This is a genomic window from Pseudomonas canadensis (genome assembly GCF_030980095.1).
Classification (GTDB): domain Bacteria; phylum Pseudomonadota; class Gammaproteobacteria; order Pseudomonadales; family Pseudomonadaceae; genus Aquipseudomonas; species Aquipseudomonas canadensis.
Genome location: NZ_CP133298.1, coordinates 2,250,820 through 2,275,914, shown reverse-complemented (window position 1 = coordinate 2,275,914; position 25,095 = coordinate 2,250,820). Strand labels below are relative to the sequence as shown.

At 62.0% G+C, this 25,095-nt stretch carries 22 protein-coding genes; 17 read left to right on the top strand and 5 right to left on the bottom strand.

The genetic code is table 11. The features are described 5' to 3' along the window. Positions 1-56 precede the first annotated feature (56 nt). The 10 genes from RB216_RS10675 to RB216_RS10630 all read left to right on the top strand — a co-directional run bounded on the left by RB216_RS10675 (position 57) and on the right by RB216_RS10630 (position 12,321). The gene (locus tag RB216_RS10675) at positions 57-1,229 is read left to right on the top strand and encodes an MFS transporter (RefSeq protein WP_068933970.1); all 1,173 of its coding nucleotides are present in this window, start codon (positions 57-59) and stop codon (positions 1,227-1,229) included. Between the two features lie 36 nt (positions 1,230-1,265). Further along, positions 1,266-1,781, top strand: coding sequence for a sigma-70 family RNA polymerase sigma factor (locus RB216_RS10670; RefSeq protein WP_308908669.1), 516 nt, complete (start codon positions 1,266-1,268; stop codon positions 1,779-1,781). Beyond that, on the top strand, positions 1,782-2,750 hold the full coding sequence (locus RB216_RS10665) for a FecR domain-containing protein (protein ID WP_068933971.1): 969 nt from the start codon (positions 1,782-1,784) through the stop codon (positions 2,748-2,750). Between the two features lie 102 nt (positions 2,751-2,852). Further along, positions 2,853-5,207, top strand: a complete 2,355-nt coding sequence (locus RB216_RS10660; protein WP_308908668.1) for a TonB-dependent siderophore receptor — start codon at positions 2,853-2,855, stop codon at positions 5,205-5,207. A 20-nt stretch (positions 5,208-5,227) separates the two neighbouring features. Beyond that, entirely contained in the window at positions 5,228-6,361 is a 1,134-nt protein-coding gene (locus RB216_RS10655; RefSeq protein ID WP_028619677.1) for an ABC transporter substrate-binding protein, read from the top strand. Continuing rightward, entirely contained in the window at positions 6,358-7,386 is a 1,029-nt protein-coding gene (locus RB216_RS10650; RefSeq protein WP_028619676.1) for a FecCD family ABC transporter permease, read from the top strand. Before RB216_RS10655 ends, RB216_RS10650 begins: the two co-directional genes overlap by 4 nt. After that, on the top strand, positions 7,380-8,135 hold the full coding sequence (locus tag RB216_RS10645) for an ABC transporter ATP-binding protein (protein WP_028619675.1): 756 nt from the start codon (positions 7,380-7,382) through the stop codon (positions 8,133-8,135). Before RB216_RS10650 ends, RB216_RS10645 begins: the two co-directional genes overlap by 7 nt. Before the next feature lie 151 nt (positions 8,136-8,286). Further along, the gene (locus RB216_RS10640) at positions 8,287-8,742 is read left to right on the top strand and encodes a (2Fe-2S)-binding protein (RefSeq protein WP_028619674.1); all 456 of its coding nucleotides are present in this window, start codon (positions 8,287-8,289) and stop codon (positions 8,740-8,742) included. Then, positions 8,742-10,961: a xanthine dehydrogenase family protein molybdopterin-binding subunit gene (locus tag RB216_RS10635; protein ID WP_308908667.1), complete on the top strand. Its 2,220-nt coding sequence runs from the start codon at positions 8,742-8,744 to the stop codon at positions 10,959-10,961. The genes RB216_RS10640 and RB216_RS10635 overlap by 1 nt, the downstream gene beginning before the upstream one ends. 16 nt (positions 10,962-10,977) lie before the next feature. Continuing rightward, a complete protein-coding gene (locus tag RB216_RS10630; RefSeq protein ID WP_028619672.1) occupies positions 10,978-12,321 on the top strand; it encodes a c-type cytochrome in 1,344 nt (447 codons plus the stop codon). A gap of 2 nt (positions 12,322-12,323) precedes the next feature. On the opposite strand, the gene gbdR is transcribed toward RB216_RS10630, so the two are convergent. Together gbdR and gabP are read right to left on the bottom strand one after the other, a co-directional pair. Further along, the gene (gbdR, locus tag RB216_RS10625) at positions 12,324-13,400 is read right to left on the bottom strand and encodes a choline metabolism transcriptional regulator GbdR (RefSeq protein ID WP_068933977.1); all 1,077 of its coding nucleotides are present in this window, start codon (positions 13,398-13,400) and stop codon (positions 12,324-12,326) included. Then, a complete protein-coding gene (gabP, locus tag RB216_RS10620; protein WP_028619671.1) occupies positions 13,397-14,806 on the bottom strand; it encodes a GABA permease in 1,410 nt (469 codons plus the stop codon). Before gabP ends, gbdR begins: the two co-directional genes overlap by 4 nt. 259 nt (positions 14,807-15,065) lie before the next feature. Here gabP and RB216_RS10615 point away from each other — a divergent pair, with 259 nt between their 5' ends. From RB216_RS10615 to RB216_RS10590, 6 genes are all read left to right on the top strand, one after another. Then, positions 15,066-15,521 (top strand): GNAT family N-acetyltransferase, encoded by a 456-nt coding sequence (locus RB216_RS10615; protein WP_068933981.1) that lies wholly within the window; start codon positions 15,066-15,068, stop codon positions 15,519-15,521. 110 nt (positions 15,522-15,631) lie between these two features. Continuing rightward, positions 15,632-16,789: a serine hydrolase domain-containing protein gene (locus RB216_RS10610; protein WP_122684296.1), complete on the top strand. Its 1,158-nt coding sequence runs from the start codon at positions 15,632-15,634 to the stop codon at positions 16,787-16,789. A gap of 70 nt (positions 16,790-16,859) precedes the next feature. Continuing rightward, on the top strand, positions 16,860-17,645 hold the full coding sequence (gene flgG / locus RB216_RS10605) for a flagellar basal-body rod protein FlgG (RefSeq protein WP_122684294.1): 786 nt from the start codon (positions 16,860-16,862) through the stop codon (positions 17,643-17,645). A gap of 64 nt (positions 17,646-17,709) precedes the next feature. Continuing rightward, positions 17,710-18,459: a response regulator gene (locus RB216_RS10600; RefSeq protein WP_122684292.1), complete on the top strand. Its 750-nt coding sequence runs from the start codon at positions 17,710-17,712 to the stop codon at positions 18,457-18,459. Beyond that, positions 18,456-19,517, top strand: a complete 1,062-nt coding sequence (locus tag RB216_RS10595; protein ID WP_068933988.1) for an ATP-binding protein — start codon at positions 18,456-18,458, stop codon at positions 19,515-19,517. The genes RB216_RS10600 and RB216_RS10595 overlap by 4 nt, the downstream gene beginning before the upstream one ends. 220 nt (positions 19,518-19,737) lie before the next feature. Further along, complete coding sequence (locus RB216_RS10590; RefSeq protein WP_028619665.1) at positions 19,738-20,046, top strand: hypothetical protein; 309 nt, start codon at positions 19,738-19,740, stop codon at positions 20,044-20,046. A gap of 84 nt (positions 20,047-20,130) precedes the next feature. Here the strand turns inward: RB216_RS10590 and RB216_RS10585 are convergent, their stop codons facing one another. After that, positions 20,131-21,024 (bottom strand): glycine betaine ABC transporter substrate-binding protein, encoded by an 894-nt coding sequence (locus RB216_RS10585; protein WP_305384659.1) that lies wholly within the window; start codon positions 21,022-21,024, stop codon positions 20,131-20,133. A gap of 156 nt (positions 21,025-21,180) precedes the next feature. Between RB216_RS10585 and RB216_RS10580 the strand changes: the two genes are divergently transcribed. Next, a complete protein-coding gene (locus RB216_RS10580; RefSeq protein ID WP_068933993.1) occupies positions 21,181-23,217 on the top strand; it encodes an NADH:flavin oxidoreductase in 2,037 nt (678 codons plus the stop codon). Here RB216_RS10580 and RB216_RS10575 read toward each other — a convergent pair. Together RB216_RS10575 and RB216_RS10570 are read right to left on the bottom strand one after the other, a co-directional pair. Further along, positions 23,214-23,885 (bottom strand): TetR/AcrR family transcriptional regulator, encoded by a 672-nt coding sequence (locus tag RB216_RS10575; RefSeq protein WP_068933995.1) that lies wholly within the window; start codon positions 23,883-23,885, stop codon positions 23,214-23,216. The genes RB216_RS10580 and RB216_RS10575 overlap by 4 nt on opposite strands. 86 nt (positions 23,886-23,971) lie before the next feature. After that, positions 23,972-25,039, bottom strand: a complete 1,068-nt coding sequence (locus tag RB216_RS10570; RefSeq protein WP_308908666.1) for an alpha/beta hydrolase family protein — start codon at positions 25,037-25,039, stop codon at positions 23,972-23,974. Between the last annotated feature and the right edge of the window lie 56 nt (positions 25,040-25,095).

The window sequence follows — 25,095 nt, the reverse complement described above, 5'->3', positions numbered from 1 at the left end:
AGCCGACGCGGGAAAAAGTATCAGCGTCCCGCACGTTTTTTTACCGAGACCGACTCATGCCAACCACCCGTGTCCTGATTTACCTGCTGTTCACGATCCAACTTGTGTCGATGGGCGCCATGGAAATGAGCGGCCCATTCTGGCCCTTGCACCTGCGCGGGCTGACCGATTCCGACACCCTGTTCAGCTTCGCCAGCATCGCGGTGTACGTGGGGCCGATGCTTGGCATCCTGCTGACCAGTGCGTTCTGGGGCCGTATCGGTGATCGCTACGGCCACAAGCTGATGATGATCCGCGCACTGGTCGGGCTCACCTTGACCCAACTGGGACTCGCGCTGTTCAGCGAACTTTGGACCATCCTGATCCTGCGCTTCCTGCAGGGTGCATGCGCCGGGTACATCGCCCCGGCGCAGGCGTATGGGATGAGCATAGAGGCGCATTCGCGGCGGGCGCGGCTGTTTGCGCTTTTGCAGATTTCCACCAATGTCGGCTCATTGCTGGGCGCGGTGGTGGGCGGCTTGATCCTCGACCATGCGACGTTCTTCTGGATCAACCTCAGCGCCGCCGCACTCTGCGCGGTGTGCACGCTGGTGGCGGCGGTGACTTTGCCGGATGTTGCGCCGGTCAAGAAAACCGCGTCCGCTGACAAGGGTGGTGTGTGGCAAGGGTCTGCGTTACTGCCGCTGCTGAGCGTGATGGGCATTCTGCTGCTCGCGCGAATGCTGCCGCAGACTTCGTTCTCGCTTTATGTGAGCAGCACCTTCGCCGTGAGCAACGCGGTGGTGGGCCTGTGCTACGGCTTGCTGGCGCTGGGGTTTATCCTGTCGGCCACGGCTTGGTCGCGGCATTTCGAGGGCCGTACGCAAGCCGACACGCTACGGCGCATCGCTTACGTGGTGCTCGGTTGCATTGCCCTCACCGGCCTGGCCGGGGTCACCCGCGAACCTGTGGTGTTTGTGTGCACCTACTTCATCTGGGGCGTGCTGTTGGGCGCGACCACCCCGGTGCTGACGGCGCTGATCTCCAAGACCGTCGATAGCTCCCGTCAGGGCCATGTGCTGGGCCTCGCCCAAGGCACCGCGCAGTTCGCCTCGATTGCCGGCATCTGCCTCGGCGGGTTGCTCAGCCAGGTGTATGGCCTGGCGTACACCTACCTGTTCGTGTGCCTGGCGTACGCGGTGGCCTGGGTTGCGATTCTCGCGTTGCGTTCCCACAGGGTTGTCCCTTAGCATTGGGAATACTTCTCAATTGCACGGATCCGCGCCATGAGCGAAATCCTTACCGCCGATAACCAGCAGCACCTGCGCGCGATCGAGGCCCTATACAGCGGCCATCACGGTTGGCTGTACGCCACGCTCAAGCGCAAACTCGGCAACGCCATGGACGCGGCCGACCTGGCCCAGGACACCTTCACGCGCATCCTCGCCTCCCAGGTCACGGTGATCGACCAGCCACGGGCGTACCTGAGCTGTGTGGCCAAGGGCATCCTGATCAACTGGTATCAGCGCAAGGCGTTGGAACGCGCTTACCTGGAGGCGCTCGCCAGCGTGCCGCCCCATGAAGTGCCTTCGCCGGAAGCGCATTTTGTGGTGCTGGAGACCCTGCACGAGATCGACGCGATGCTCGACGCCCTGCCGTCACTGGCCAAGCGGGCGTTCCTGCTGTCGCAACTCAACGGCCTCAAATACCAGGACATCGCCGAGCAACTGGGCGTATCGCTGATCACCGTCAAACGCTACATGAAACAGGCTTTTGTGCAGTGCCTGATGCTGGTGGAATAAGTGCTCAGCCTGCGCAAGCAACCCCCGTTAGCCCCCGAAGTCCTCGAAGAAGCCGCCGAGTGGCTGATGCGCTTGAGCGAAGGCGGCCTCAGCGACCACGAACGCGCCGAATGGGAGCGCTGGAAAGCCAGCAGCCCCGAGCGTGATCGCGCCTGGGCCCGTGCGCAGTTGCTGCAAAGCAAGTTGGACGGCCTGCCGCCGGCCCTGGCCATGTCGGCACTGGATCGGCCGAGCCACCCGGAACGCCGTGCAGCCCTGGGCAAGCTGGCCCTGCTGCTGGCGGTGATGCCGGTCGGCTGGGGCAGTTGGAAACTGGCGCACACCCAGCAGTGGACCGCCGACTACCGCACCCGCGTGGGCGAGCGTCGCGAATGGGTCCTGGCCGACGGCTCGCGCATCACCCTCAATACCGACTCCGCCATCGACGTGCTGTTCGACAGCCAGCAACGCCTAGTGCACTTGCGCGAAGGTGAAATCCTGGTGCAGACCGCCCAGGATGCATCCCGCCCGTTCCTTGTCAGCACCGGCCAGGGCCGCATGCAAGCCCTGGGCACGCGTTTTACCGTGCGCGAATTGAACGCACGTACCCACCTGGCCGTGCTCGAAGGCGCCGTCAAAGTAATGCTGGCCGACAACCGCCAGGTGGCGCCGTTGGTGGTCAACGCCGGGCAACGCATGGATTTTTCCGCGCAGACCTTTGGCTCGCTCACCCCCACCGACCGCAATGTCGGGGCCTGGACCCAAGGCATGCTGATGGCCGACAAGATGCGCCTGGCGGATTTCGTCGCCGAGCTGACCCGCTATCGCCGAGGCTTCGTGCGCTATGACCCGACGATTGCCGAGCTGCGCATTTCCGGCGCCTTCCCCATCAGCGATACCCAACGCACCTTGAACATGCTGGTGCAGACCTACCCAGTGCTCGTCAGCGGCCACTTGAACGGCTATTGGGTCACCCTGTCGCCCGCCTGAGCGGGCGCGAAAAATAAAACACCGCTCGGGTGATACTTTTTCCGATCTCGACTGGCACACACAGGAACCCCCCTTTTCCTCTCGTCCACAGGGCTCCCTTTGATGCTTGTGATTCGCAGCGCGCTGCTCAGCCTGGCCCTGGCCAGCGCCGCCATGGCCGCGCAGTTGGATGCGGTCGCGGTCCGTGCCTACCAGATCGCGCCAGGCCCGCTCGGCGCCACGCTGTCGAGCTTTGCCGTGGACGCGGGCATCGCCCTGTCGTTTGTCCCGGCCCTCACCGAAGGCCTGACCAGCCCTGGGCTGTCCGGTACTTACTCAACCCAGGAAGCCGTCACCCGCCTGTTGGCCGGCAGCGGCCTGGACATGGTGTTGCGCAGCGACGGCACCTACACGCTGGTGCAGCGCCAAGTCACCCTCTCGGACACCACGGTCAGTGGCGTCGAGCTACGCGCCAATAGCCTGCCACCGTTGTATTCAGGCGGCCAAGTGGCCGTCGGCGGGCGACTGGGCATGCTCGGTAATGCGGATGTGATTGACGCACCGTTCAGCGTCAGCACCTACACCGCCTCGTTGATCAAGGACCAGCAAGCCACCACCGTGGGCGATCTGCTGGAACGCGACTCCTCGGTGCGTTCCACCGGGCAGACCGGCGGCATTGTCGACTCGTTTTTCATCCGTGGGTTTCCGGTGGGCGAAGGCAACCTCGGCGAATTGGCGTTCGACGGCGTGTACGGCGTGGCCTCCAACTACCGGGTGTTCACCGAATACGCCGAACGTATCGAAGTGGTGAAAGGCCCCGGCGCGCTGCTCTACGGCATGTCACCCAACAGCGCGGTGGGCGGAGTGATCAACGTGGTGCCCAAGCGCTCGCTCGAGGAAGACCTGACCCGCTACACCGCCAGCTATGCCCAGGATGCGCACGTCGGTAACCGGATCGACATCAGCCGCCGTTTTGGCGGGGAACGCCGCTTTGGTATGCGTCTCAACGGCGGCGTGCAACAAGGCGACACGGTGATCGACAAGCAATCCCGTGAAGTCGGCATCGGTGCGCTGTCCCTGGATTACCAGGGCGACAGCCTGCGGACCAGCCTGGACCTGATTTCCCAGGAAGAAACCTTCGACGCCGCGTCCCGACCGTTCCTGATCGCCTCCGGCGTAAAGATTCCCGACGCCGCCAATGGCCGTACCAACGTCAGCCAGGACTGGGGCTGGTCGCGCACCCGGGACAAATCCGCCCTGCTCAGTGGCGAGTACGACCTCACCGACAACTTGACGGTGTTTGCCCATGCCGGTGGCGGCAAATCGGCGGTGGCGCGCCTGTCCGACCAGACGCCAAGCATTGTCAACACGGCCGGCGACACCTCATCGATCCCCGGTTATTACCGCTTCGAAGTGCAGCGCTACACGGTGGATGCCGGTGCGCGCCTGCGCTTCGACACGGGGCCGATCAGCCACAGCGGTACCCTGCAAGTCACCCGCTATCGCGATGAGCTGTCACGCGGGATAATCTCCGGCGCGCCGGTGCTGTCGAATATCTACCACCCGGTCGAGCGCCCCAAACCCTCCATCGCCAAGCCGGACGCGCCGAAAGTCTCCGCCACCGAGTTATCCGGCGCGGCCATTGCTGACACCCTGTCGATACTCGACCAACGCGTGCAGGTCACCGTGGGCTTGCGCAAACAGAACATCCAGTCCCATAACTACAACGCCGCCGGTGCCGTGACCACGGCCTACGACGCGAGCAAGACCACGCCGCTGTTCGGCGCGGTGGTCAAGCCCTGGGAGCATGTGGCGTTCTACTACAACTACCTCGAGGGCCTGAGCAAGGGCGATGTGGCACCGTCCAATGCGGCCAACGCTGGGGAGATCTTCGCGCCTTACGTTTCCAGGCAGCATGAAGTCGGGGTGAAGCTCGATTACGGCACCTTCATGTCGACGCTGGCGCTGTTCCAGATCCAGAAACCCACGGGTGAACTGGCCCTGGGACGCTTCTCGGTGCAAGGCGAACAACGCAATCGCGGCCTGGAACTGAGCCTGTTTGGCGAAGTCGCCCCAGGCACGCGCCTGCTCGGTGGCGTGACCCTGCTGGATGCACAGCTCACCAAAACCAGCATCGCCGCCAACCAGGGCAACACCCCGGTGGGCGTGCCCGAAGTGCAAGCCAACCTCTGGGCCGAATGGGACACCCCGTGGGTCGAAGGGCTGACGTTGACCAGCGGCGCGATCTATACCGCCAGCCAGTACGTCAACCAGGCCAACACCCAACAGCTGGATGCCTGGACCCGCTTCGATGTCGGCGCGCGCTACAGCACGCGCATCGCCGAGCGTCCGACCACCTTCCGCGCCACGGTGCAGAACCTGTTCGACCGCGAATACTGGTCCGGTGTGGCCTCCTACGGCGCGTTTTCCCAGGGTTCGCCACGCACCCTCCTCCTGTCGGCCACGGTCGACTTCTGATACCTGCAAGGGCTCACATGATGCGTTCGATTGTTCGATGCGGCCACGTTTTGGCGGCGCTGTTGTTCACCGGGTTGCTGGGCACGCCTGCGCTGGCGGCGCCCACCACCGTCACCGATTTGCTCGGGCGCCAGGTCAAGGTCAATCTGCCGGTGCAGCGGGTGATTCTGGGCGAAGGCCGCCAGTTGTACCTGGTGGCGGCGCTGGATACGCAAAACCCCATCGAGCGCATCGTCGGCTGGCGCAAGGACCTGATCCAGTCCGACCCGGACACCTACAACGCCTACCTGCGCAAATTCCCCGAGATCGCCAACATCCCCACCTTCGGCGGTTTTGAAGACGGCACCTTCGACATCGAACAAGCGATTTCCCTGCGGCCCGACGTGATCATCCTCAATATCGAGGCGCAACACGCCACCGATGACGCGCGCTACATCGAGAAGCTCGACGCCCTGAGCATTCCGGTGGTGTACGTGGACTTTCGCAACCAGCCCATGACTAATACCGAACCGACCATGCGCCTGTTCGGCCAGTTGTTCGGCAAAGAAGACCGGGCCGAGGCGTTTATCACGTTCCGCAACCAGCAGATCCGCCGTGTGACCGAGGTGATTGCCGCGCAGCAGCCCAAGCGCCCCGACGTGTTCATCGAGCGCATCGGCGGCTACACCGACGATTGTTGCCTGAGTTTCGGCGATGAGAACTTCGGGCTTTTTGTCGAGATGGCCGGCGGTAACAACATCGCCAAAACCATCATCCCCAGCACTTTCGGGCAACTGAATCCTGAGCAGGTGATCGTGGCCAATCCGGACCAGGTGGTCGTCACCAGCGCCAACTGGGAGGCTTTCGCGCCGGGCGGCCATTGGGTCGGCGTCGGCCCTGGCGCAGACATGGACCAAGCCCGGCATAAGCTGGCGTGGTACACCCAACGCCCGGCCTACGCCGGGATCAAGGCCCAGCAGACCCAGGCCTTCCACGCGATCTGGCATCAGTTCTACAACAGCCCGTATCAGTTCGTGGCGATCCAGCAATTGGCCAAATGGTTTCACCCGACGCTGTTTGCCGACCTCGACCCGGAAGCCGCGTTTCGCGAGTTGCATGAACGATTCCTGCCGGTGCCCTACGCGCCTGGTTACTTCGTGAGCCTCAAGCCATGACCGCCTACCGTCAACTGGTGCTGCGCAAACGCCTGATCCTGGCCATCCTGACCCTGCTGTTGCTGTGCAGTGTGTTGCTGGATTTGGCCCTCGGCCCGGCGCGCTACAGCCTCAGTGAAGTGCTCGGCGCCCTGCTGTCGCCGGACAGCGCGGCGCCCCAGGTGCGCGTGGTGATGTGGGATATCCGCCTGCCGGTCGCGCTGATGGCTGTGGCGGTCGGCGCGGCGTTATCCCTGGCCGGGGCGCAGATGCAGACGATCCTCAACAACCCGTTGGCCAGCCCGTTCACCCTGGGGCTTTCCGCCGCCGCCAGCTTTGGCGCGGCCATGGGATTGGCCTTTGGCGTGGCACTGTTTCCGCTGGCGGCGCAGTACATGGTGCCGGTCAACGCGTTCATCATGGCGATGCTGTGCGCACTGCTGATCCACTTCCTGAGCCTGCGCCGTGGCGTCACCGCCGAAACCATCGTGCTGCTCGGCATTGCCCTGGTCTTTACCTTCAACGCGCTGTTGGCGCTGGTGCAGTTTTTCGCCACCGAGCAAGCCGTGGCGGCCGTGGTGTTCTGGACCATGGGCAGCCTGACCAAGGCCACCTGGCCTAAGTTGGGCGTGATCTGCCTGGTGATCCTGATCACCCTGCCGATCTTCGCCAAACGTGCCTGGGCCCTGACCGCCCTGCGCCTGGGCGACGACAAGGCCGCCAGTTTCGGTATCAACGTGCGCAGCCTGCGTTTCCAGACGCTGATCATGGTCAGCCTGCTCGCCTCGTTCCCGGTGGCCTTTGTCGGCACCATCGGCTTTATCGGCTTGGTCGGCCCGCACATCGCCCGCATGCTGATTGGCGAAGACCAACGCTTCTTCCTGCCCGCCTCGCTGCTCACCGGTGCGTTGATTCTGTCGGCCAGTTCGGTGGTCAGCAAAACCCTGATCCCCGGTGCGATTTTCCCGATTGGTGTGGTCACCTCACTGATCGGCGTGCCGTTCTTTATCTCCCTGATCCTGAGCGGGAAGAAAAACTCATGGTAAGCATTCAGTTGCAGGATCTCGGCGCCAGCTACGGCCAACGCAGCATCATCAGCGGCGTGTCCACGGCCCGCTTTGTCGGCGGCCAGGTGGTGGCGGTGGTCGGGCCCAACGCGGCGGGCAAGTCCACCTTGTTCAAGCGCATCGCCGGGTTGATCGACGGGCCGGGCCAGGTGATCCTCCAAGGTTCGACAAAGGGCTCCCAAGCCATCAGCTACATGCCCCAGGGCCTGAATGCCAGTGCGCGGTTGACCGTGTACGAATCGGTGTTGCTGGCACGCAAGCAACTGTCCCCCGCCTGGGCTGTGCAGGATGACGAACTGGCACTGGTCGAGGAAATGCTGGCAGCCCTGGGCATCACCGGATTGTCCATGCGCAACCTCGGCGAACTCAGTGGCGGCCAGCAACAGTTGGTGTCCATCGCCCAGACGCTGGTACGCGAACCCGACGTGCTGCTGATGGACGAGCCCACCAGTGCCCTCGACATGCATCGGCAGGTGCAGGTGCTGAACTTCATGCAGGCCCTGGCACGCAAGCGCCAGGTGATCGTGTTTATCGCCCTGCATGACCTCAACCAGGCGCTGCGTTTTGCCGACCAGGTGCTGGTGATCGCCGACGGCACCGCCCAGGGAAGCGGGCCGTGCCATCAGGTGATCAATGCGCGGATGCTGCGCGAGGTGTACAAGGTCGAGGCGCGCATCGAGCGATGCAGTCGGGGCCAGCCTCACATTTTGATCGACGACATCGTCTGACTGGCCCATTTCTCTTGAATACTTGCCTGATCCTCCGACTTATCGACTAACGGATAGATAGCCCTTGTGCACTGGTCTAGAGTTCGTCGATAAGCGGCCAGTGCATTGACTATCAAAAAGGCCGCACCTACCGTTGATCAGCAGGTGAGCCATGGAATTACGAATCAACCAAAAGGCCTATCAGGTCGATGCCGACGCGGACACGCCATTGCTGTGGGTGATCCGCGATGACCTGGGCCTGACCGGCACCAAGTACGGCTGCGGCCTGGCCCAGTGCGGCGCCTGTTCGGTGCTGGTGGATGGCAATGTGGTGCGCTCCTGTGTCACGCCAGTGGCCGCCTTGGTCGGGCGTGAGATCACCACCATCGAGGCAATTGAAAGCGATGAAGTGGGCAAGCGTGTGGTCGCGACCTGGGTCGAGCATCAGGTCGCGCAATGCGGCTATTGCCAGTCCGGGCAGGTGATGGCGGCCACTGCGCTGCTCAAGCACACCCCCGCGCCCAGCAAGGCGCAGATCGAGGCGGCGATGATCAACCTGTGCCGCTGCGGCACCTATAACGCCATACACGCGGCCGTCGACGCCCTGGCCAAACAGGAGGGCGCTTGATGAGCATCCTCAACGGACTGCTGGATGCACCGGTCAACCTGTCGCGCCGCCGTTTTCTGGCGAGCACGGCCGTGGGTGCACTGGTCATTGGTTTTGGCCTGCCACTGGGCTCGGGCCGGGTGCAAGCCGCCACCGCCGCTGAACGCGGCACCCAGGTGCCGGCGTTCCTGGAGATTCGCCCCGACGGCACAGTGCGCCTGCTCAGCCCGTTCATGGAAGGCGGACAAGGCACCCACACCGCCATGGCGCAGATCGTCGGCGAAGAACTGGATGCCGACCCCGCCACTTTCATCGTCGAAGCCGCCCCGCCCGGCGAGGCCTATGTGGTGATGGAGAACGGTATGCGCATCACCGGCGGCAGCATGTCGGTGCGCATGAGCTACCCGACCATGCGTCGCCTTGGTGCCCTGGCCCGGGCGATGCTGCTGCAGGCTGGCGCTAAACAATTGGGCGTGCCGGTTGGCGAACTGACCACCCAGCCCGGCCGCGTGGTGCATGCGGCGTCCGGACGTTCGCTGGGTTATGGCGAACTGGCCAGCAGCGCGCTCGACATGCCCGTACCAGATCCCGCCAGCATCACCCTGCGCGACCCGAGCCAGTTCCGCTGGATCGGCAAGCCGGTCAAGCGCCTGGATGCTTACGACAAATCCACCGGCAAGGCGCTCTACAGCATCGACCTGAAAGTCGATGACATGCTCCACGCGGCGGTACAACATGCGCCACGCCTGGGCATGACCGTCGGCAGCCTGCGCAACCAGCCTCAGGTCGAAGGCATGAAAGGCGTACATTCGGTGCACGTGTTGCCTGGCGCGGTGGCGGTGGTGGCTGAACGTTGGTGGCACGCCAAGCGTGCGGTTGAAGCGATCCAGGTCGACTGGCAGGAAGCGGCCGCCGACTCGACATTGCGCGTCATGCCAGCGGACTTTTCCAGCGACAAGCACTTCGACTTTCTCGCTGCCCAGCAAGGCCCGGTCCGCGACGACGAGAACGAAGGAGACGTCGCCGCCGCGCTGAAAGGTGGCAAGACCCAGCTCGAGGCGACGTATCACAACCAATACCTCAACCACGGCCAACTGGAGCCGCCGTCAGCCCTGGCGCGCTTCAACCCGGATGGCAGCCTGGACATCTGGCTGCCCAACCAGGCGCCGGACATGTTCCGCGCCGACATCGCCAAGCGCACCGGCCTCGACCCTGCGCAAATCAACCTGCACTCGCCGCTGCTCGGTGGCTTTTTCGGCCGGCACTTCCTGTATGACTCGGCCAACCCCTACCCGCAGGCCATTGCATTGGCCAAGGCGGTGGGCCGTCCGGTCAAGCTGATCTGGAGTCGCGAAGAAGAATTCTTGCGCGATGTGCTGCGCCCAGTGGCAGTGGTCAAGTTCCGCGCCGCGCTGGATGACAAAGGCTTGCCGGTCGCCATTGAAGCCGTCAGTGCGACCGAAGGCCCGACCGAAGCCCTCGCTGGCAAACAGGGCGATAAAATCGACCCCACGGCGGTTGAAGGGTTATCGGGCAAGTCCTACGCCATCCCCAACAAACGCATCGCGCAGATCTATGTCAAAGGCGCGCCCATGCTCGGTTACTGGCGCTCGGTGGGCAATTCGCTCAACGACTTTTTCTACGAGTCGTTCCTGGATGAGCTGGCGGACAAGGGCGGGCATGATCCCTATGAGCTGCGCCTGCACCTGCTGCGCGACAACCCACGGCTGACCACCTTGCTGCAAGCGGCGGGTGAACTGTCCGGTGGCTGGAAGCGCGGCCCCTTCACTGCCGAGGATGGCACTCGACGCGCACGTGGCGTGGCCATGGCCTCGCCATTCGGTTCCCACACGGCGGCGATCGCTGAGGTGTCCATCGAGAACGGCAAGGTCAAGGTGCACGATATCTGGCAAGCCATCGACCCCGGCAGCATCGTCAACCCGGCGATTGTCGAGGCCCAGGTCAATGGCGCCGTGGCGTTGGGCTTGTCCCAGACCTTGCTGGAGGAAGCGGTGTACGTGGACGGCAAGCCACGGGCGCGCAACTACGACTTGTATCCGATCCTGGGGCCCGCGCAGATGGCACGGGTGCATGTACGGATAGTCGAGAGTGGCGAAAAGATGGGCGGTATCGGCGAGCCGCCGTTGCCCGCCGTGGCTCCGGCCGTGGCCAACGCGGTGGCGCAATTGACAGGCCAGCGCGTGCGCAGCCTGCCCTTGAGCCGACACACTTTTAGCTGACCTTCAGGAAACGCCCATGAACAACCGTCGATTCGCAAGAACCGCAGGCTGGCTGGCGCTGCCCTGCCTGGTCGCCGCAGGCCTGCTGGCCTGGTACGTCACCCGTGAACCGGCTACGCCGTTCGAACAGGAACAGGCCGGAGCCCGCTTCGAGCCCGCCTTGGTCAGCCGTGGCGAGTATGTCGCCCGCCTCAGCGATTGCGTGGCCTGCCACAGTCTGGCGGGCAAGGCGCCGTTCGCCGGGGGCCTGGAAATGGCTACACCGCTGGGAGCGATCCACGCCACCAACATCACACCGGACAAACAGACAGGCATCGGCACTTACAGCCTGGCCGATTTCGACCGTGCGGTGCGCCATGGTGTGGCACCGGGTGGCCGCCGGTTGTACCCGGCCATGCCCTACCCGTCCTACGTGAAACTCAGCGATGACGACATCAAAGCGCTGTACGCGTTTTTCATGCAGGGCATAAAACCGGCCAACCAACCGAATATTCCCAGTGATATTCCCTGGCCGCTGAACATGCGCTGGCCCATCGCCCTGTGGAACGGCGTGTTCGCGCCCACCGCGACTTACGCGGCCAAGCCCAATCAGGACGCCCTGTGGAACCGTGGTGCCTACATCGTCCAAGGCCCCGGCCACTGCGGCAGTTGCCACACGCCCCGCGGCCTGGCCTTCAATGAAAAAGCCCTGGATGAATCCGGCGCGCCGTTCCTTGCCGGCGCGCTGCTCGACGGCTGGTATGCGCCGAGTCTGCGCCAGGACCCCAACACCGGATTGGGCCGCTGGACTGAGCCGCAGATCGTGCAGTTCCTCAAGACCGGACGCAACGCCCATGCGGTGGTCTACGGTTCGATGACCGAGGCTTTCAACAACTCCACGCAGTTCATGCAGGACGAGGACCTGGCGGCCATCGCCCGCTATCTCAAGTCATTGCCCGGCGACCCGCAGCGCGACGGCGCACCCTGGCAGTATCAGGCGGTGGCGGCGGTTCAAGACGCCCCCGGCGCCCACACTTACGCCACCCGTTGCGCCTCTTGCCATGGTCTCGACGGCAAGGGCCAGCCCGAGTGGATGCCGCCCCTGGCCGGCGCCACGTCAGCACTGGCGAAAGAAAGCGCCTCGGCGATCAACATCACCCTCAACGGCTCGCAACGCGTGGTAGCGGCCGGCGTGCCGGATGCCTACCGTATGCCGGCCTTCCGTGAGCAATTGTCCGACGCGGAAATCGCCGATGTACTGACTTACGTGCGCAGCACCTGGGGCAATAACGGTGGCACGGTGGATGCCAACGCGGTGGGCAAGTTGCGCGGGCACACTGATCCGGCGAGCAGCAGCCCGATCATCCTGCACATGCGCTGAGTTCAGGGCTTCAGGTTTTTCACGCTGGCAAACGTTGCCTCTCCCCGCGCCTGCTCCAATACGTTCATGGGCGCGGGCGTAGGCAACGCATGCATCACCGGCTTGAGCACGATGGATCGCTCGCTGTCGGTGACGGAGCGCTCGTCGCTGGGCGGCACACCGAAGTATTCGCGGTAGCACTTGGAGAAGTGCGGCGTGGACACAAAGCCGCAGAGCACGGCCAGTTCCACGATGGAAATGGGCGTCTGCTTGAGCAACTGCCGCGCCCGGATCAGCCGCAGCCTGAGGTAGTAGCGCGATGGCGAACAGTGCAGGTATTTCTGGAACATGCGCTCAAGCTGGCGACGCGACAACGCGACATACGCAGCCAGCTCATCCAGGTTGATCGGTTCCTCCAGGTTGGCCTCCATCAACGCGACGATTTCCTGCAGCTTGGGCTGCTGGGTGCCGAGCATGTGCTTGAGTGGCACGCGCTGATGGTCCTGCTCGTTGCGGATGCGCTCGTACACAAACATGTCGGAGATGGCCGCCGACAGCTCATGCCCGTGATCACGGCCGATCAGGTGCAACATCATGTCCAGAGGCGCCGTGCCGCCCGAGCTGGTGAGACGGTCGCGGTCGAGGCTGAACAGGCTGGAATTGACCGTCACCCGTGGAAACGCCTCCTGCATGGCCGCCAACCATTCCCAGTGCACGCTGCATTCATAGCCATCCAGCAAACCGGCGCGCGCCAACACAAAGCTACCGGTACAGATACCGCCCAGTCGCTTGGCGTAACGCGCCTGGCTGCGCAACCACTTGACCAGCTCACCCGTCACAGTGCCCTGGATGCCGATGCCACCGCAGACAATCACAATGTCGGCGGACGGCACGCTGAGAATCGAACCGTCCGGCGTGATGGGCACGCCGTCACTGGCCCACACGGGATTGCCGTCCGGGCTCGCGGTGTGCCATTTGTAGAGTTCCTGGCCCGAGAGCTGGTTGGCCATGCGCAAGGGCTCGACCGCCGAGGCCAGTGACATCAGGGTGAACTGGTCCAGCAGCAAGAACACGATGCTGCTTACGGGGCGGCCACTCATGGCGGTGAGGCTGCGGCCACTGGTTTTTGCGTGCGTTCGGGCTGCCGCGCGGTGAGCAAGCCGACCAGGGAAATCATCAGGGCCAGGCCGATGGTCGATGACACTTCAAAACGGTGTTCAGGCGTGACCAGCATCACCGTCAATGCGGCACAGATGAACGCAATGACCAGCCAGGTCAGCCAGGGAAACAGCCACATCTGGAAAGTCAGCGTGACGTTGCGCTGTCGCAAGATCTTGCGCATGCGCAACTGCGACACGGCGATCACCAGGTACACCAGCAAGGCAATGGCGCCCGAACTGGCCAGCAGAAACTGGAACAACCCGGCCGGCGCGAAGTAACTGAACAGGGTCACGCCTGCGCCCAGGATGGTGCTGGCAATCACCGCGGCCCTCGGCACGCTGGCCGCCGAGGTCTTCTTCATCAACGTGGGGGCATCCCCGCGCTTGCCCAGGGAAAACAGCATGCGCGAGGCAATGTAGATGGAGGAGTTCATGCAACTGGCCACAGCGATCAACACCACCCCATCAACCAGCAGCTTGGCGTGGGGAATGTTCATCAGCTCCAGGGCGCGCTGATAGGAGCCTACCGAGGCGAGTAACGGGTCATTCCACGGCACTACGGAAATCACCACGAAGATCGACAACAGGTAGAACACACCAATGCGCCACATCACCGAGCGCGTGGCCCGGGCGATGTTCTGCGCCGGGTTACTGGACTCAGCCGCCGCGATGGTGACCGCCTCGGTGCCGATAAAACTGAACATGATGGTGATAAAGGCCCCAACCACCGCCGACAGTCCGTTGGGCGCGAAACCGCCGTGTTCCTCCATCAACCGGCTCAACCCACTGACCTCGCGCTCGGGAATCCAACCCATCAGCACCGCAAAGCCCAAGCCGATGAAGCCGATGATCGCGATCACCTTGGCCATGGCGAACCAGAACTCGAACTCGCCGTACTTGGACACGCTGAACAGATTGGTGACCACCAACAAAAAGATCGACAACAAGGCAAACAGCCAAGCGTCGATCTGCGGGAACCACTGGTTGAGAATATGCCCGGCGGCCAGGGCCTCGATAGGGATCACCAGCACCCAGAACCACCAGTACAACCAACCGATGGTGAAGCCGGCCCAGCGCCCGATGGCCTGGTCGGCATAGGTCGAGAAAGATCCGGTATCGGGGTTGGCCACCGCCATCTCCCCGAGCATGCGCATGACCAGCACCACCAGCGTGCCAGAGAACAGATAAGCCAGCAGCACCGCCGGCCCCGCCGCCGCAATCGCATGCCCGGAACCGACAAACAACCCCGCGCCGATAATGCCTGCAATGGAAAGCATGGTCACATGACGCGGCTTGAAGCCTTGCGCCAACTGGCCGTTGGAATCGTTGGAATTCAGGCTATTCATTGTTTTTGTTGTTCTCGGTGATCGACGTCAAGGTGTACTGACTGAAGAGTCAGGCGATCATCATTTCTTAATGATGGGTCACCTTACGCGGCCTGAGTTCATCAAAAATAGCCTGGGAGCGGCGGGAGTTGGTCTGATATCGACATTAGGCTGGGCAAAAACCAGAAGGCAACGTTGGAAAGGAATGGTGTTTCCAGGTCAGCAACCCATGGAGTAGGCTCTGTCAAAGCAGTACTCCAACATTGGCAGGACGCTTGCAATGCCTAACGACAGCAACTACGCGAAAGATCCCATTCGCCAAGCCACACCCGACGACGTGCGTGCCCTGATCCAACTGGACACCTACGCAACCGCCCACACCCATCGCCGCGTGTTCATCCATGATGCCGTGGTTCGCCAACAATGCCTGGTTGCCGTCGACACCGCTGGCCGATGCGCCGGTTACCTGGTGCTGACCCATGACTTTTTCGATCATGGCTTTGTGGCGCTGGTCGTCGTGTCGCCGGCGCATCAGCGTCAAGGTGTGGCGCTGCGGTTGCTGGCGGCGGCGCAGGCGGCATGCAAGACGCCCAAGCTGTTTGCTTCGACCAATGCGTCAAACACCGCAGCCCAGGCGCTGTTTGCAAAGGCTGGATTCGTGCCGAGCGGGCAGATCGACAACCTGGACGACCACGACGCTGAGCAGGTGTATGTGAAATTCATCCACCCCCTGTGATTGCGTTCCCCATCGGCTCCACGCCCTCTCCATCGAACCTCCCGTAAAACTCCACCCCCCTTGTGCATACTGGCGCCTCCCAAAACAGCGACAACGTTTTAGAGGTCTCCATGCTCCGAATTCTTGCGACTAGCCTCCTGCTGATGTCGGCGCCCACGGCGATTGCAACGCCGCTCACGGCCGAACAGCTTTCGGCCATCGACCGTTATGTAACCTCGCAAATGGCCCGACAGCAGTTGCCGGGGCTTGCCCTCGGTGTGTATCGAAACGGCCACACCGTATTCGCCAAAGGCTATGGACTGGCGAATGTGGAACTCAACGTGCCCATGAGCGCGGACAGCGTTTTGCAATCCGGCTCGGTGGGCAAGTCCTTTACCGCAACGGCCGTCATGATGCTGGTGGAACAAGGCAGGGTTGGCCTGGATGACAGCATCCGGCAGTATTTTCCCGAAGCGCCGGCCAGTTGGGCGCCAATTACAGTAGCCAACCTGCTGTCCCACACGTCCGGGCTGTCGGCCTATGACACGCCTGCGCTGCAAAAACCCGGCGCACCGCTGGATATCCGCCAGGACTTTACCGACGCCCAACTGACGGCGGCCATTGCCAAACTGCCGATCAACTTCAAGGCGGGCGAAGGCTGGGCGTACGAAAACACCAACTTCGTATTGCTCGGCATCCTGATCCATCGCGTCAGCGGGCAGCCCTATGGCGAGTTTCTCCAGCAACGTATTTTCACACCGTTGGGCATGACCTCGTCGCGCGTCATCTCAGACCTCGACCTTGTGCCCAACCGTGTCTCGGGTTACGAAAAGGTGGACGGTGTGTTGAGGAACCAGGAATGGGTCTCGCCGACGTTCAACGCCACCGCAGACGGCACGCTCTACTTCAGCGTGCGCGACCTGGAGCGCTGGGACCGTGCCCTTTACGATGAAACTCTGCTGAAAAAAGCCTCATTGAGAAAAATGTGGACGCCCTACCCCTACGCCGGCAAACAGCGTGCGCAAGGCTATGGTTTCGGTTGGGAAATTCGCACGATCAACGGGCACCCCGTGGTCGAGCACGGCGGCTCCTGGCAAGGCTTTACCTCGTCTATCTCGCGCTACCTCGACGACAGGCTGACGGTGGTGGTACTGACCAACCTGGATGCCGAGCACAGCTACCCGGAAGTCATCGGGCGTGACGTGGCGGGTTTGATCGAGCCTGGCCTAAATGAGCATGGCCGGAAAAAAACGTCCCTCTCCATCATTCCTCCACAAAACCTCCCATGAATGCGCACGTTGGCTGTGCACAATCAGGTTCATCACAGTGCCCCATCGAACGGGTCACGCGGAGAGCCCAATGATTCCAGCCCTGTACGTCGCAAAAACCGGCTTGTCGGCCCAGGACACCCAGCTGACGACCATTTCCAATAACTTGGCGAACGTCTCGACCACCGGTTTCAAACGCGATCGTGCCGAGTTCCAGGATTTGCTCTATCAAATCAAGCGCCAGCCGGGCGCGCAATCGACGCAAGACAGTGCGTTGCCGTCGGGCCTGCAACTCGGCACCGGCGTGCAGATCGTCGGCACCCAGAAGAACTTCAGCGCCGGCAGCCTGCAGACCACCGGGCAACCGCTGGACCTGGCCGTGAATGGCCGGGGGTTTTTCCAGGTGCTGCAACCGGACGGCACCCTCGGCTATACCCGTGACGGCACCTTTCATCTGAACGCCAATGGCCAGGTGGTCACCGCCAGCGGGTTCGCCCTGGAGCCGGCCGTTGTGGTGCCGGACAACGCCAAGACCTTCACCGTCGGCCAGGACGGCACGGTGTCCATCACTGTGGCCGGCAACCCCGCGACGCAAGTCATCGGCAACCTGCAGACCGCCGACTTCATCAACCCGGCGGGTTTGCAGGCAATCGGCAACAACCTGTTCCTGGAAACCGCGTCCAGTGGAGCGCCCCAAGTCGGCACGCCGGGGCTCAACGGCTTTGGCACCACGTTGCAACGCTCCCTGGAGACTTCGAACGTGAGTACCGTTGAAGAGATGGTCAACATGATCACCACGCAACGGGCCTATGAGATGAATTCCAAAGTGATTTCCACCGCCAACCAGATGTTGGGCGCACTCACCCAGAAGCTATGATCAACACATGACAGCGTGGGCCATGGAGCGGCAATCACGACAAGGCCTATTCACCGAGCAGACTATGAACGATTACCCCGTTGCATCAACACCCCGGCCCAACAGCATCCGAGAGAACCAGGCCTTGGTGCTGATCGCGGAAGACGAGCCCGAGATTGCGGATATCCTGATCGCCTATCTCAAGCGCAGCGGCTTTCGCACCGCCCACGCCCTTGATGGCCGGCACGCGCTGGAACTGCACCTGAGCCTCAAGCCAGACCTGATGCTGCTGGATGTGCTGATGCCCCATGTCGATGGCTGGCAAGTCCTGGCCGAAGTGCGCCATCGCGGCAACACTCCAGTGATCATGCTGACCGCGCAGGACCAGGACATGGACAAGTTGATGGGTTTGCGTATCGGTGCCGATGACTACATCGTCAAGCCATTCAACCCGGCCGAGGTGGTGGCACGTACCCAGGCGGTTCTGCGGCGCTCCGTCGACTACAAATCCGGTGTCGGCGCAAGCGTGTTGCGAGTGGATGGGTTTGAAATCGATATCGAAAGCCATCAGGTCACGGTGAACATCGAAGGCAACACGTTGCCGCTGCTGCTGACCGTCACCGAGTTCAGATTGCTGGCGCAGTTGGCCCGAGCGCCGAAACGCGTGTTCAGCCGCGCAGAATTGTTGTCACTGTGCTCGCCGGAGAGCGACAGCCTGGAACGCACGGTCGACAGCCATATCAGTAAGTTGCGCCGCAAGATCGAAGACCTCGGGCTGCAAGGCGTGCCGGCGAGCATTCGCGGGGTGGGTTATCGGTTCGGGAGTGGCGCGTGAAACTATTCAATGGCTTGAGCCGCCAGATCATCTTGTCCATGTCGGTCGTGGTGCTGTGCGTGATCGCCTTGGCGGTGATCGGCTCCTATGTGTTCTACGCCCTGCTCTGGACCTACTGGCCACTTACGGACGAGCAGGTCGATGAATGGATGCCGGCCAATGCCGAATGGGCGTGGATGGGCTTGACCACCTGCGTCAGCCTGGCGGTGGGCGCACTCGTGGCTACCAAGTTATCCCGTCGCATCCTGATGCCCTTGAACTCGGTGGCCGAAAACCTGCGCAAACTGGCGGACGGCGACCTCGATGTGCAAGCCGTGGCCGGCGACGAGTCCATCGGTGAGGCAGCTATTTTGGTGAATGACTTCAACAGCATGGCCCAACGTTTGAAACGCATGGCGCAGGAGCAGGCGTTCTGGAACGCGGCGATTGCACACGAACTGCGCACGCCGCTGACCATCTTGCGGGGGCGCCTGCAAGGATTGGCCGAGGGCGTATTCGAGCCGGACACAGCGCAGTTCTACAGCCTGCTCGGGCAGGTCGAAGGGCTGGCGCGGATGATCGAGGACCTGCGCGTGGTGGGTCTGGGTGACAGCGGCTACCTCGAAATCAACGTGCAAGAGGCCGACCTCGCCGCAGGGGTTGAGGACGATGTGCGGCTGTTCGAACCGAGCCTGGCCGCTGCAGGTTTTACCCTGCAACTGGACCTGCAACGCCGCATTCTGCGCTGCGATCCCGCGCGTATCCGCCAGGCCTTGCTGGCCCTGCTGGACAACGTGCGTCGGCACGCGACACCGGGCAACGTCAACGTGCACCTGAGCACGCGTGATGGCGTTCATTACCTGAGGGTACGCGACGACGGCCCAGGCATTGATGAGGACTTTGCAACGCACCTTTTCGAAGCCTTTCAACGCGGCGAAAACTCTCGCTCACGCGCCCAGGGTGGCAGTGGCTTGGGCCTGGCGGTGGTGCGTGCGATTGCCATTGCCCACGGCGGCGCGGTGACGTGTCGAAAAATGGAAAACGGCGGAACGCTGTTTGAACTCAGCTGGAACCTTTGAGTAAACCAGGCCCCGCCATGTGCATCTTGTCCATGATGTTCAAAAAAAACCAACGCTATCGATGCTTTGTCTTATTGAACGCCGAGCATGTTTGCATTGCGTTCAAAAGCTGCGTTGCAACGCCTCGAAACGGGCATTGGATAGAAGTTGAACGTATCAACCTGTCGTGGCTGGGGCATCCCGTCCCCAGCCGTGCCCGGATATCTTAACGAGTGTGAACATGAGCCCTTCCCTATCACTCCTCGAAGAGTCGCTGCGACTGCACACGGCCCGCCTGAAACGGCTGCAAAGGTTCTGGGTGCCGCTGCAACAGCGCGCGCCAAAGTGGGTGCTGGCGCTGTGGATCATCGGCGTTTTCGTGTCACTGGCGACGCAATGCTGGTGCCATTGGTTCGTGACCGCGCCGCTGATCTGCGTGTTGATCGTCGCAGAAATCGTGATCGACGAGGCGCAGATGACACTTCAGTTGCGCACCGATGCCGTTCGCGATTCGCTGCGCGCAGCGCGTGGCGGCTATTCATATGCCTGATATCGTGGTGAACGGGCTTGCCCCGCTCACCACAACAAGCCCGCTCACCACAATCGCTCGGAAACCTTGAGCAGAAGGCTATGCCTACCGGGAAACCAATCCCGGATTGAACATCCCCTCAAAACGCACCTTGTTCGCCGCGTAATACGCCGCCACCGCCTTGTCTGCCGTACTCTCCCGCGCCTGCATCATCAGCGCTTCGAGGTCGGCCTGAGGGACGGAGAAATGCGCAAAGAAGTACGCCACCTCGGGGTGTTGCTGGCTGAAGCCTTTACGGGCCATGGCGTGGATCTGCTCCGCGCCGCCGAAAACCTGCTTGGGATCATCCAGATAGCGCAGCGACCATTTTGAGAACATCCAATGCGGGCTCCAGGCGTTGACCAATGACCACTTGTCGCGCTTGAGGTTGCGGTCCAGCTCGTTGAGCATGCCGCTTTCCGAAGACCCCACCAGTTTGTAGCCCCTCAGCTTGTAATCCTCAATCGCCTTGACGGTGAGCTTGTACTGGCCGTTGCCGACTTCGGAGGTAAAGATCTTGCCGTCGAACTTCTCGCGGATCCCGGGTTTGTTCAGGTCTTCCACGCTGGAGACTTCCGCCACCGGCACCGAAGTGGGTACAGCCATGCCGATTCGCCCTTCATACAGCACGCCAAGGTCTTCAAGCCGGTCCTTGTACTTGTCGTAGAACGCCTTGTGAGTGCTGGGCAGCCAGACCATCGGGATCAGGTCGATATTGTCGTTGGCCAGCGCCTGGAACTGGATGCCGATGTCGGCCATCACCAGCTTGACCGGTTGCTTGAGATGTTCCTGCAAGGCCGTACTGGCGAGCTTGACGGTGATTTCCGTGTCGGACCAGTTCACCCAACCGATGCGGACCGGTGGTTTCTCCTCTGCATGGGTCACCGCCGCACTGGCGCCCAGCGCAAGGCCTAGCAGGTAGGCACAGGCTTTTTTCCGATAGTGCACACGAGCATTCATCAGACGTTCTCCTAAGGGATTAGGCCGATCTTAGCGACGACTGCAGCGGATCGCAATAAAAATGTACATGCATGTAGAGCATTATTGACACCCATGTACATTTATCCTAGTTTCAGATCGCCGAGCCTGATGATGCCCACTACGGAGCACCGAATAATGTCCAGCGATCCCCTGCTGCAGCCCTACAAAATCAAGCACCTGACCCTGCGCAATCGCATCATGACCACGGCCCACGAACCGGCCTATCCGGTGGACGGCATGCCGCAGGCGTTGTACCGCGCCTACCACGTCGAACGCGCCAAGGCCGGCGTGGCCTTGACCATGACTGCAGGCTCCGCCGCCGTATCGCGGGACAGCCCGCCGGTGTTCAATAATGTGCTGGCGTACAAAGATGAAGTGGTCGGCTGGTTGAAGGACCTGACCGATGAGTGCCACGAACACGGCGCGGCGGTGATGATCCAGCTGACGCACCTGGGCCGGCGCACACGCTGGGACAAGGCCGACTGGCTGCCGGTGGTCTCGCCGTCACACCGTCGTGAAGCGTCACACCGCTCCTTCCCGAAGAAGATGGAAGACTGGGACATCGAGCGGATCATCAAGGACTACGTCGACGCCGCCGAGCGCATGAAAGCCGCCGGGTTGGATGGCCTGGAACTGCAAGCCTACGGCCATTTGATGGATCAGTTCTGGTCACCGCTGACCAACGAGCTGGACGGCCCTTACGGTGGTTCGTTGGAAAACCGCATGCGCTTTACCTTCGACGTCCTGCGCGGCATTCGCCAGCGCGTCGGTGAAGAATTCCTGCTAGGCGTGCGCTACACCGGCGACGAAACCGTGCCGGGTGGATTCACCGCCAGCGAAGGCCTGCAGGTTTCGCACATGCTCAAGGACAGTGGGCTGGTGGACTTTCTCAACGTGGTACGTGGGCATATCGATACCGATGCAGGGCTGACCGACGTGATTCCGATCCAGGGCATGCGCAACTCGCCGCACCTGGATTTCGCCGGCGAAATCCGTGCGTCCACCGGCTTCCCCACCTTCCATGCGGCGAAAATCCCGGACGTCGCCACCGCACGCTACGCCATTGCGTCGGGCAAGGTGGACATGGTCGGCATGACCCGCGCTCATATGACCGACCCGCATATCGTGCGCAAGATCATCGAGCGCCGTGAAGAAGACATTCGCCCCTGCGTCGGCGCCAACTACTGCCTGGACCGCATCTACCAGGGCGGCGCCGCCTACTGTATCCACAACGCGGCCACCGGCCGTGAAACCAGCATGCCCCATGACATTCCCAAGGCAGCGGTGAAGCGCAAAGTGCTGATCATCGGCACGGGCCCTGCCGGGCTGGAAGCGGCCAGGGTTGCCGGCGAGCGCGGGCATGATGTGACAGTACTGGAAGCGGCGGACCGGCCCGGCGGGCAAATCCGCCTGACCGCCCTAAGTGAGCGGCGTCGCGAGATGATCGGCATCATCGACTGGCGCATGGCCCAGTGCGAACGCCTTGGCGTGAAATTCCACTTCAACACCTGGGCCGAGGCCGAGACGGTGCTGGCCCATGAGCCGGACGTGGTGATCGTCGCTACCGGCGGCATACCGCACACAGAGGTGCTGGCTCAGGGCAATGAATGGGTGGTGTCGACCTGGGACATTATTTCCGGCGACGTCAAACCGGGGCGCCATGTGTTGATCTTCGACGATGCCGGCGACCATGCCGCGCTGCAAGCCGCCGAGGTGATTGCGCAAAGTGGCGCCAGCGTCGAAATCGTCACCCCGGACCGTGCGTTCGCCCCGGAAGTCATGGCCATGAACCTGGTGCCCTACATGCGCAGCCTGCAGGACCTGGATGTGACCTTTACCGTGACCTATCGGGTCGAGTCGGTGGAGAAACGCGACGGTCGCTTGCTCGCCCGCTTTGGCAGTGACTACGGCGCGGTGCACAAGCAACGGGTAGTCGACCAGGTGGTGGTCAACCATGGCACGATTCCCCTGGATGACCTGTACTTCGACTTGCGCAAGCATTCCAGTAATGGCGGCGCGGTTGAGCAGCAGGATTTGATTGCAGGGAACGCGCAGAACATCGTGACCAACCCTGAAGGTTGCTTCCAATTGTTCCGGATCGGCGATGCAGTGGCCGCACGCAATACCCATGCGGCGATCTACGATGCGTTGCGGTTGGTCAAGGACCTCTAAAAACGCTCAAACACCCCCGGTGTGGTTTCGGCATAGCCAAACGCCCCATAGAAGCGGTCCAGTTCACGCCGCTTCAAGGCCTTGCCGGTGAACACGCTGACATACTGGGGAATACGCCGGAACCGCACCACCACCTCCTCGGTGGTGTTCATCGAGATATAGCCGATCTGCGTCAGGTAGATGGTCCGGGCACGCACATCAGCCGCCTCTTCATCGTAGCCAAAACGTCGGAACATCCCGGTCAGGGCATTGATGCGGGTGTCGTCAGCCTGCGCGATTTCTGCCGCGACTTCCGCCGATTGCATCGCCCAACTGCGTACGGCAAATTCGAATTGTGAGTCGAACAGCTCCGGGTTCAGCCAGCATTCGAAGACGTTGAGAATAGCCTCGGAAATACTCTCGGCATAGCGGTCGCACTGGTGCACCAGGTTGCCGGTGTTCTTGTCGCGCCATCGGGTCAACAACGCAGCAAGCAGTTGCTCCCGATCTTCGAAAAACCAATAGAAACTGGTGCGTGACAAGCCAAGCTGCTTGGCCAGGGGCATCACGCGCACGGCGTCGATACCGGACTCTTTCAGCGCCGCGTAGGCGGCGTCCAGCCACACATCGACCGAGCCGCGCCAGCCTGTGTCCTGGTTCTTGCCTCGCGGTTTTGCGGGTTGCGACATCCTTGGGTCACCTTTACCTGGGAATTGCCGGTCACTCTACACGCCCAAGCAGGACAGCGCACAGAGAGTGTACAGCGACGTACATTTTACCCTTGGCCACCGCGCTCAATGCCACTCAACTCGGCTGCGGATGAAGACTTGATCCAGCGGGTGATCAATGCCAGGGAGCCGGGCGCATAAGCATGACGCCCCAGCCCTGCGAACAGATACTCTTTCCATACGGGCCACTGCGTTACCAATTGATAATTGAACAGGCTAGCCCTTAACAAGCTGTGAGTGGCGTTGGGGATCACTACCGTTTGTCTTTGCCTGACGCCTGCAAATAGATCCCGGTAGAGACGCGAGTCCTCGGAAGTATCGACGTTCAAGTCCAGCGCCCCCCAGATCGCCAAGACCGGCCCCTTCATGGTCTTCAATGCCGCCGTCACATCTTCGTTGTAGTTTTTCTGGACGAAGTTGAAATGGGCCGCTTCCATGTGGGGAAAAAGGTCAGGGTTGTAGGTTTGATCCGACGCGCCGAAAACCCGGTCGTTCTTCGCATATTCGACCTTCACGGCTGCGTCGATTTCATCCTGGGTCCGCCCTTCATCTGCCATTCGTACCCGCGTGTAGTACATGCCTTGTCGGCGCCAGTTCACGGCTGCGCCGACAATCACCGAAAAACCGGGGTCTCCTTCACTGGCGGCGCGTGGAATCACCCAGCCGCCTTGGGAAAAACCCAGAAACCCGACCTTATCGGCTACAACGCCCTTTTGCTCACGCACCAGGGCAAGTGCAGCCAGGGCTTCCGTGGCGCGGTCCGACATCGACTGGTTGAGCCAATTCCCCGTGCTCTGCCCGACCCCCTGTTTGTCCCACGTGAAAACGCCTATTCCGGCGTCGAGCAAACTGTTGATGAGCGGGAAATAGCCGTCGGACGCAAAACGGTCCATGGGCCCATCCCCATGAATGATCAGGACGATGGGCCCCGCTTGCACATCGGGAGGCAATGCCAGCGTCCCAACCAACTGCGCCCCTCCTGAGCGAAACGTCAGCGTCGAAACCCGGGCATTGCTGAACGCCATATCGGACAGACTCTGCAGAACGAAAACAGTCAAGCCCAGCAGCACTGCGCAGATACCCGCGACGCCAAACATCACAAACTTCTTATGCATCCTGATCGCCACCCTGTCTATCGGCCGAGCCTCAGGGGCATGCGCCCCTGCTCGTC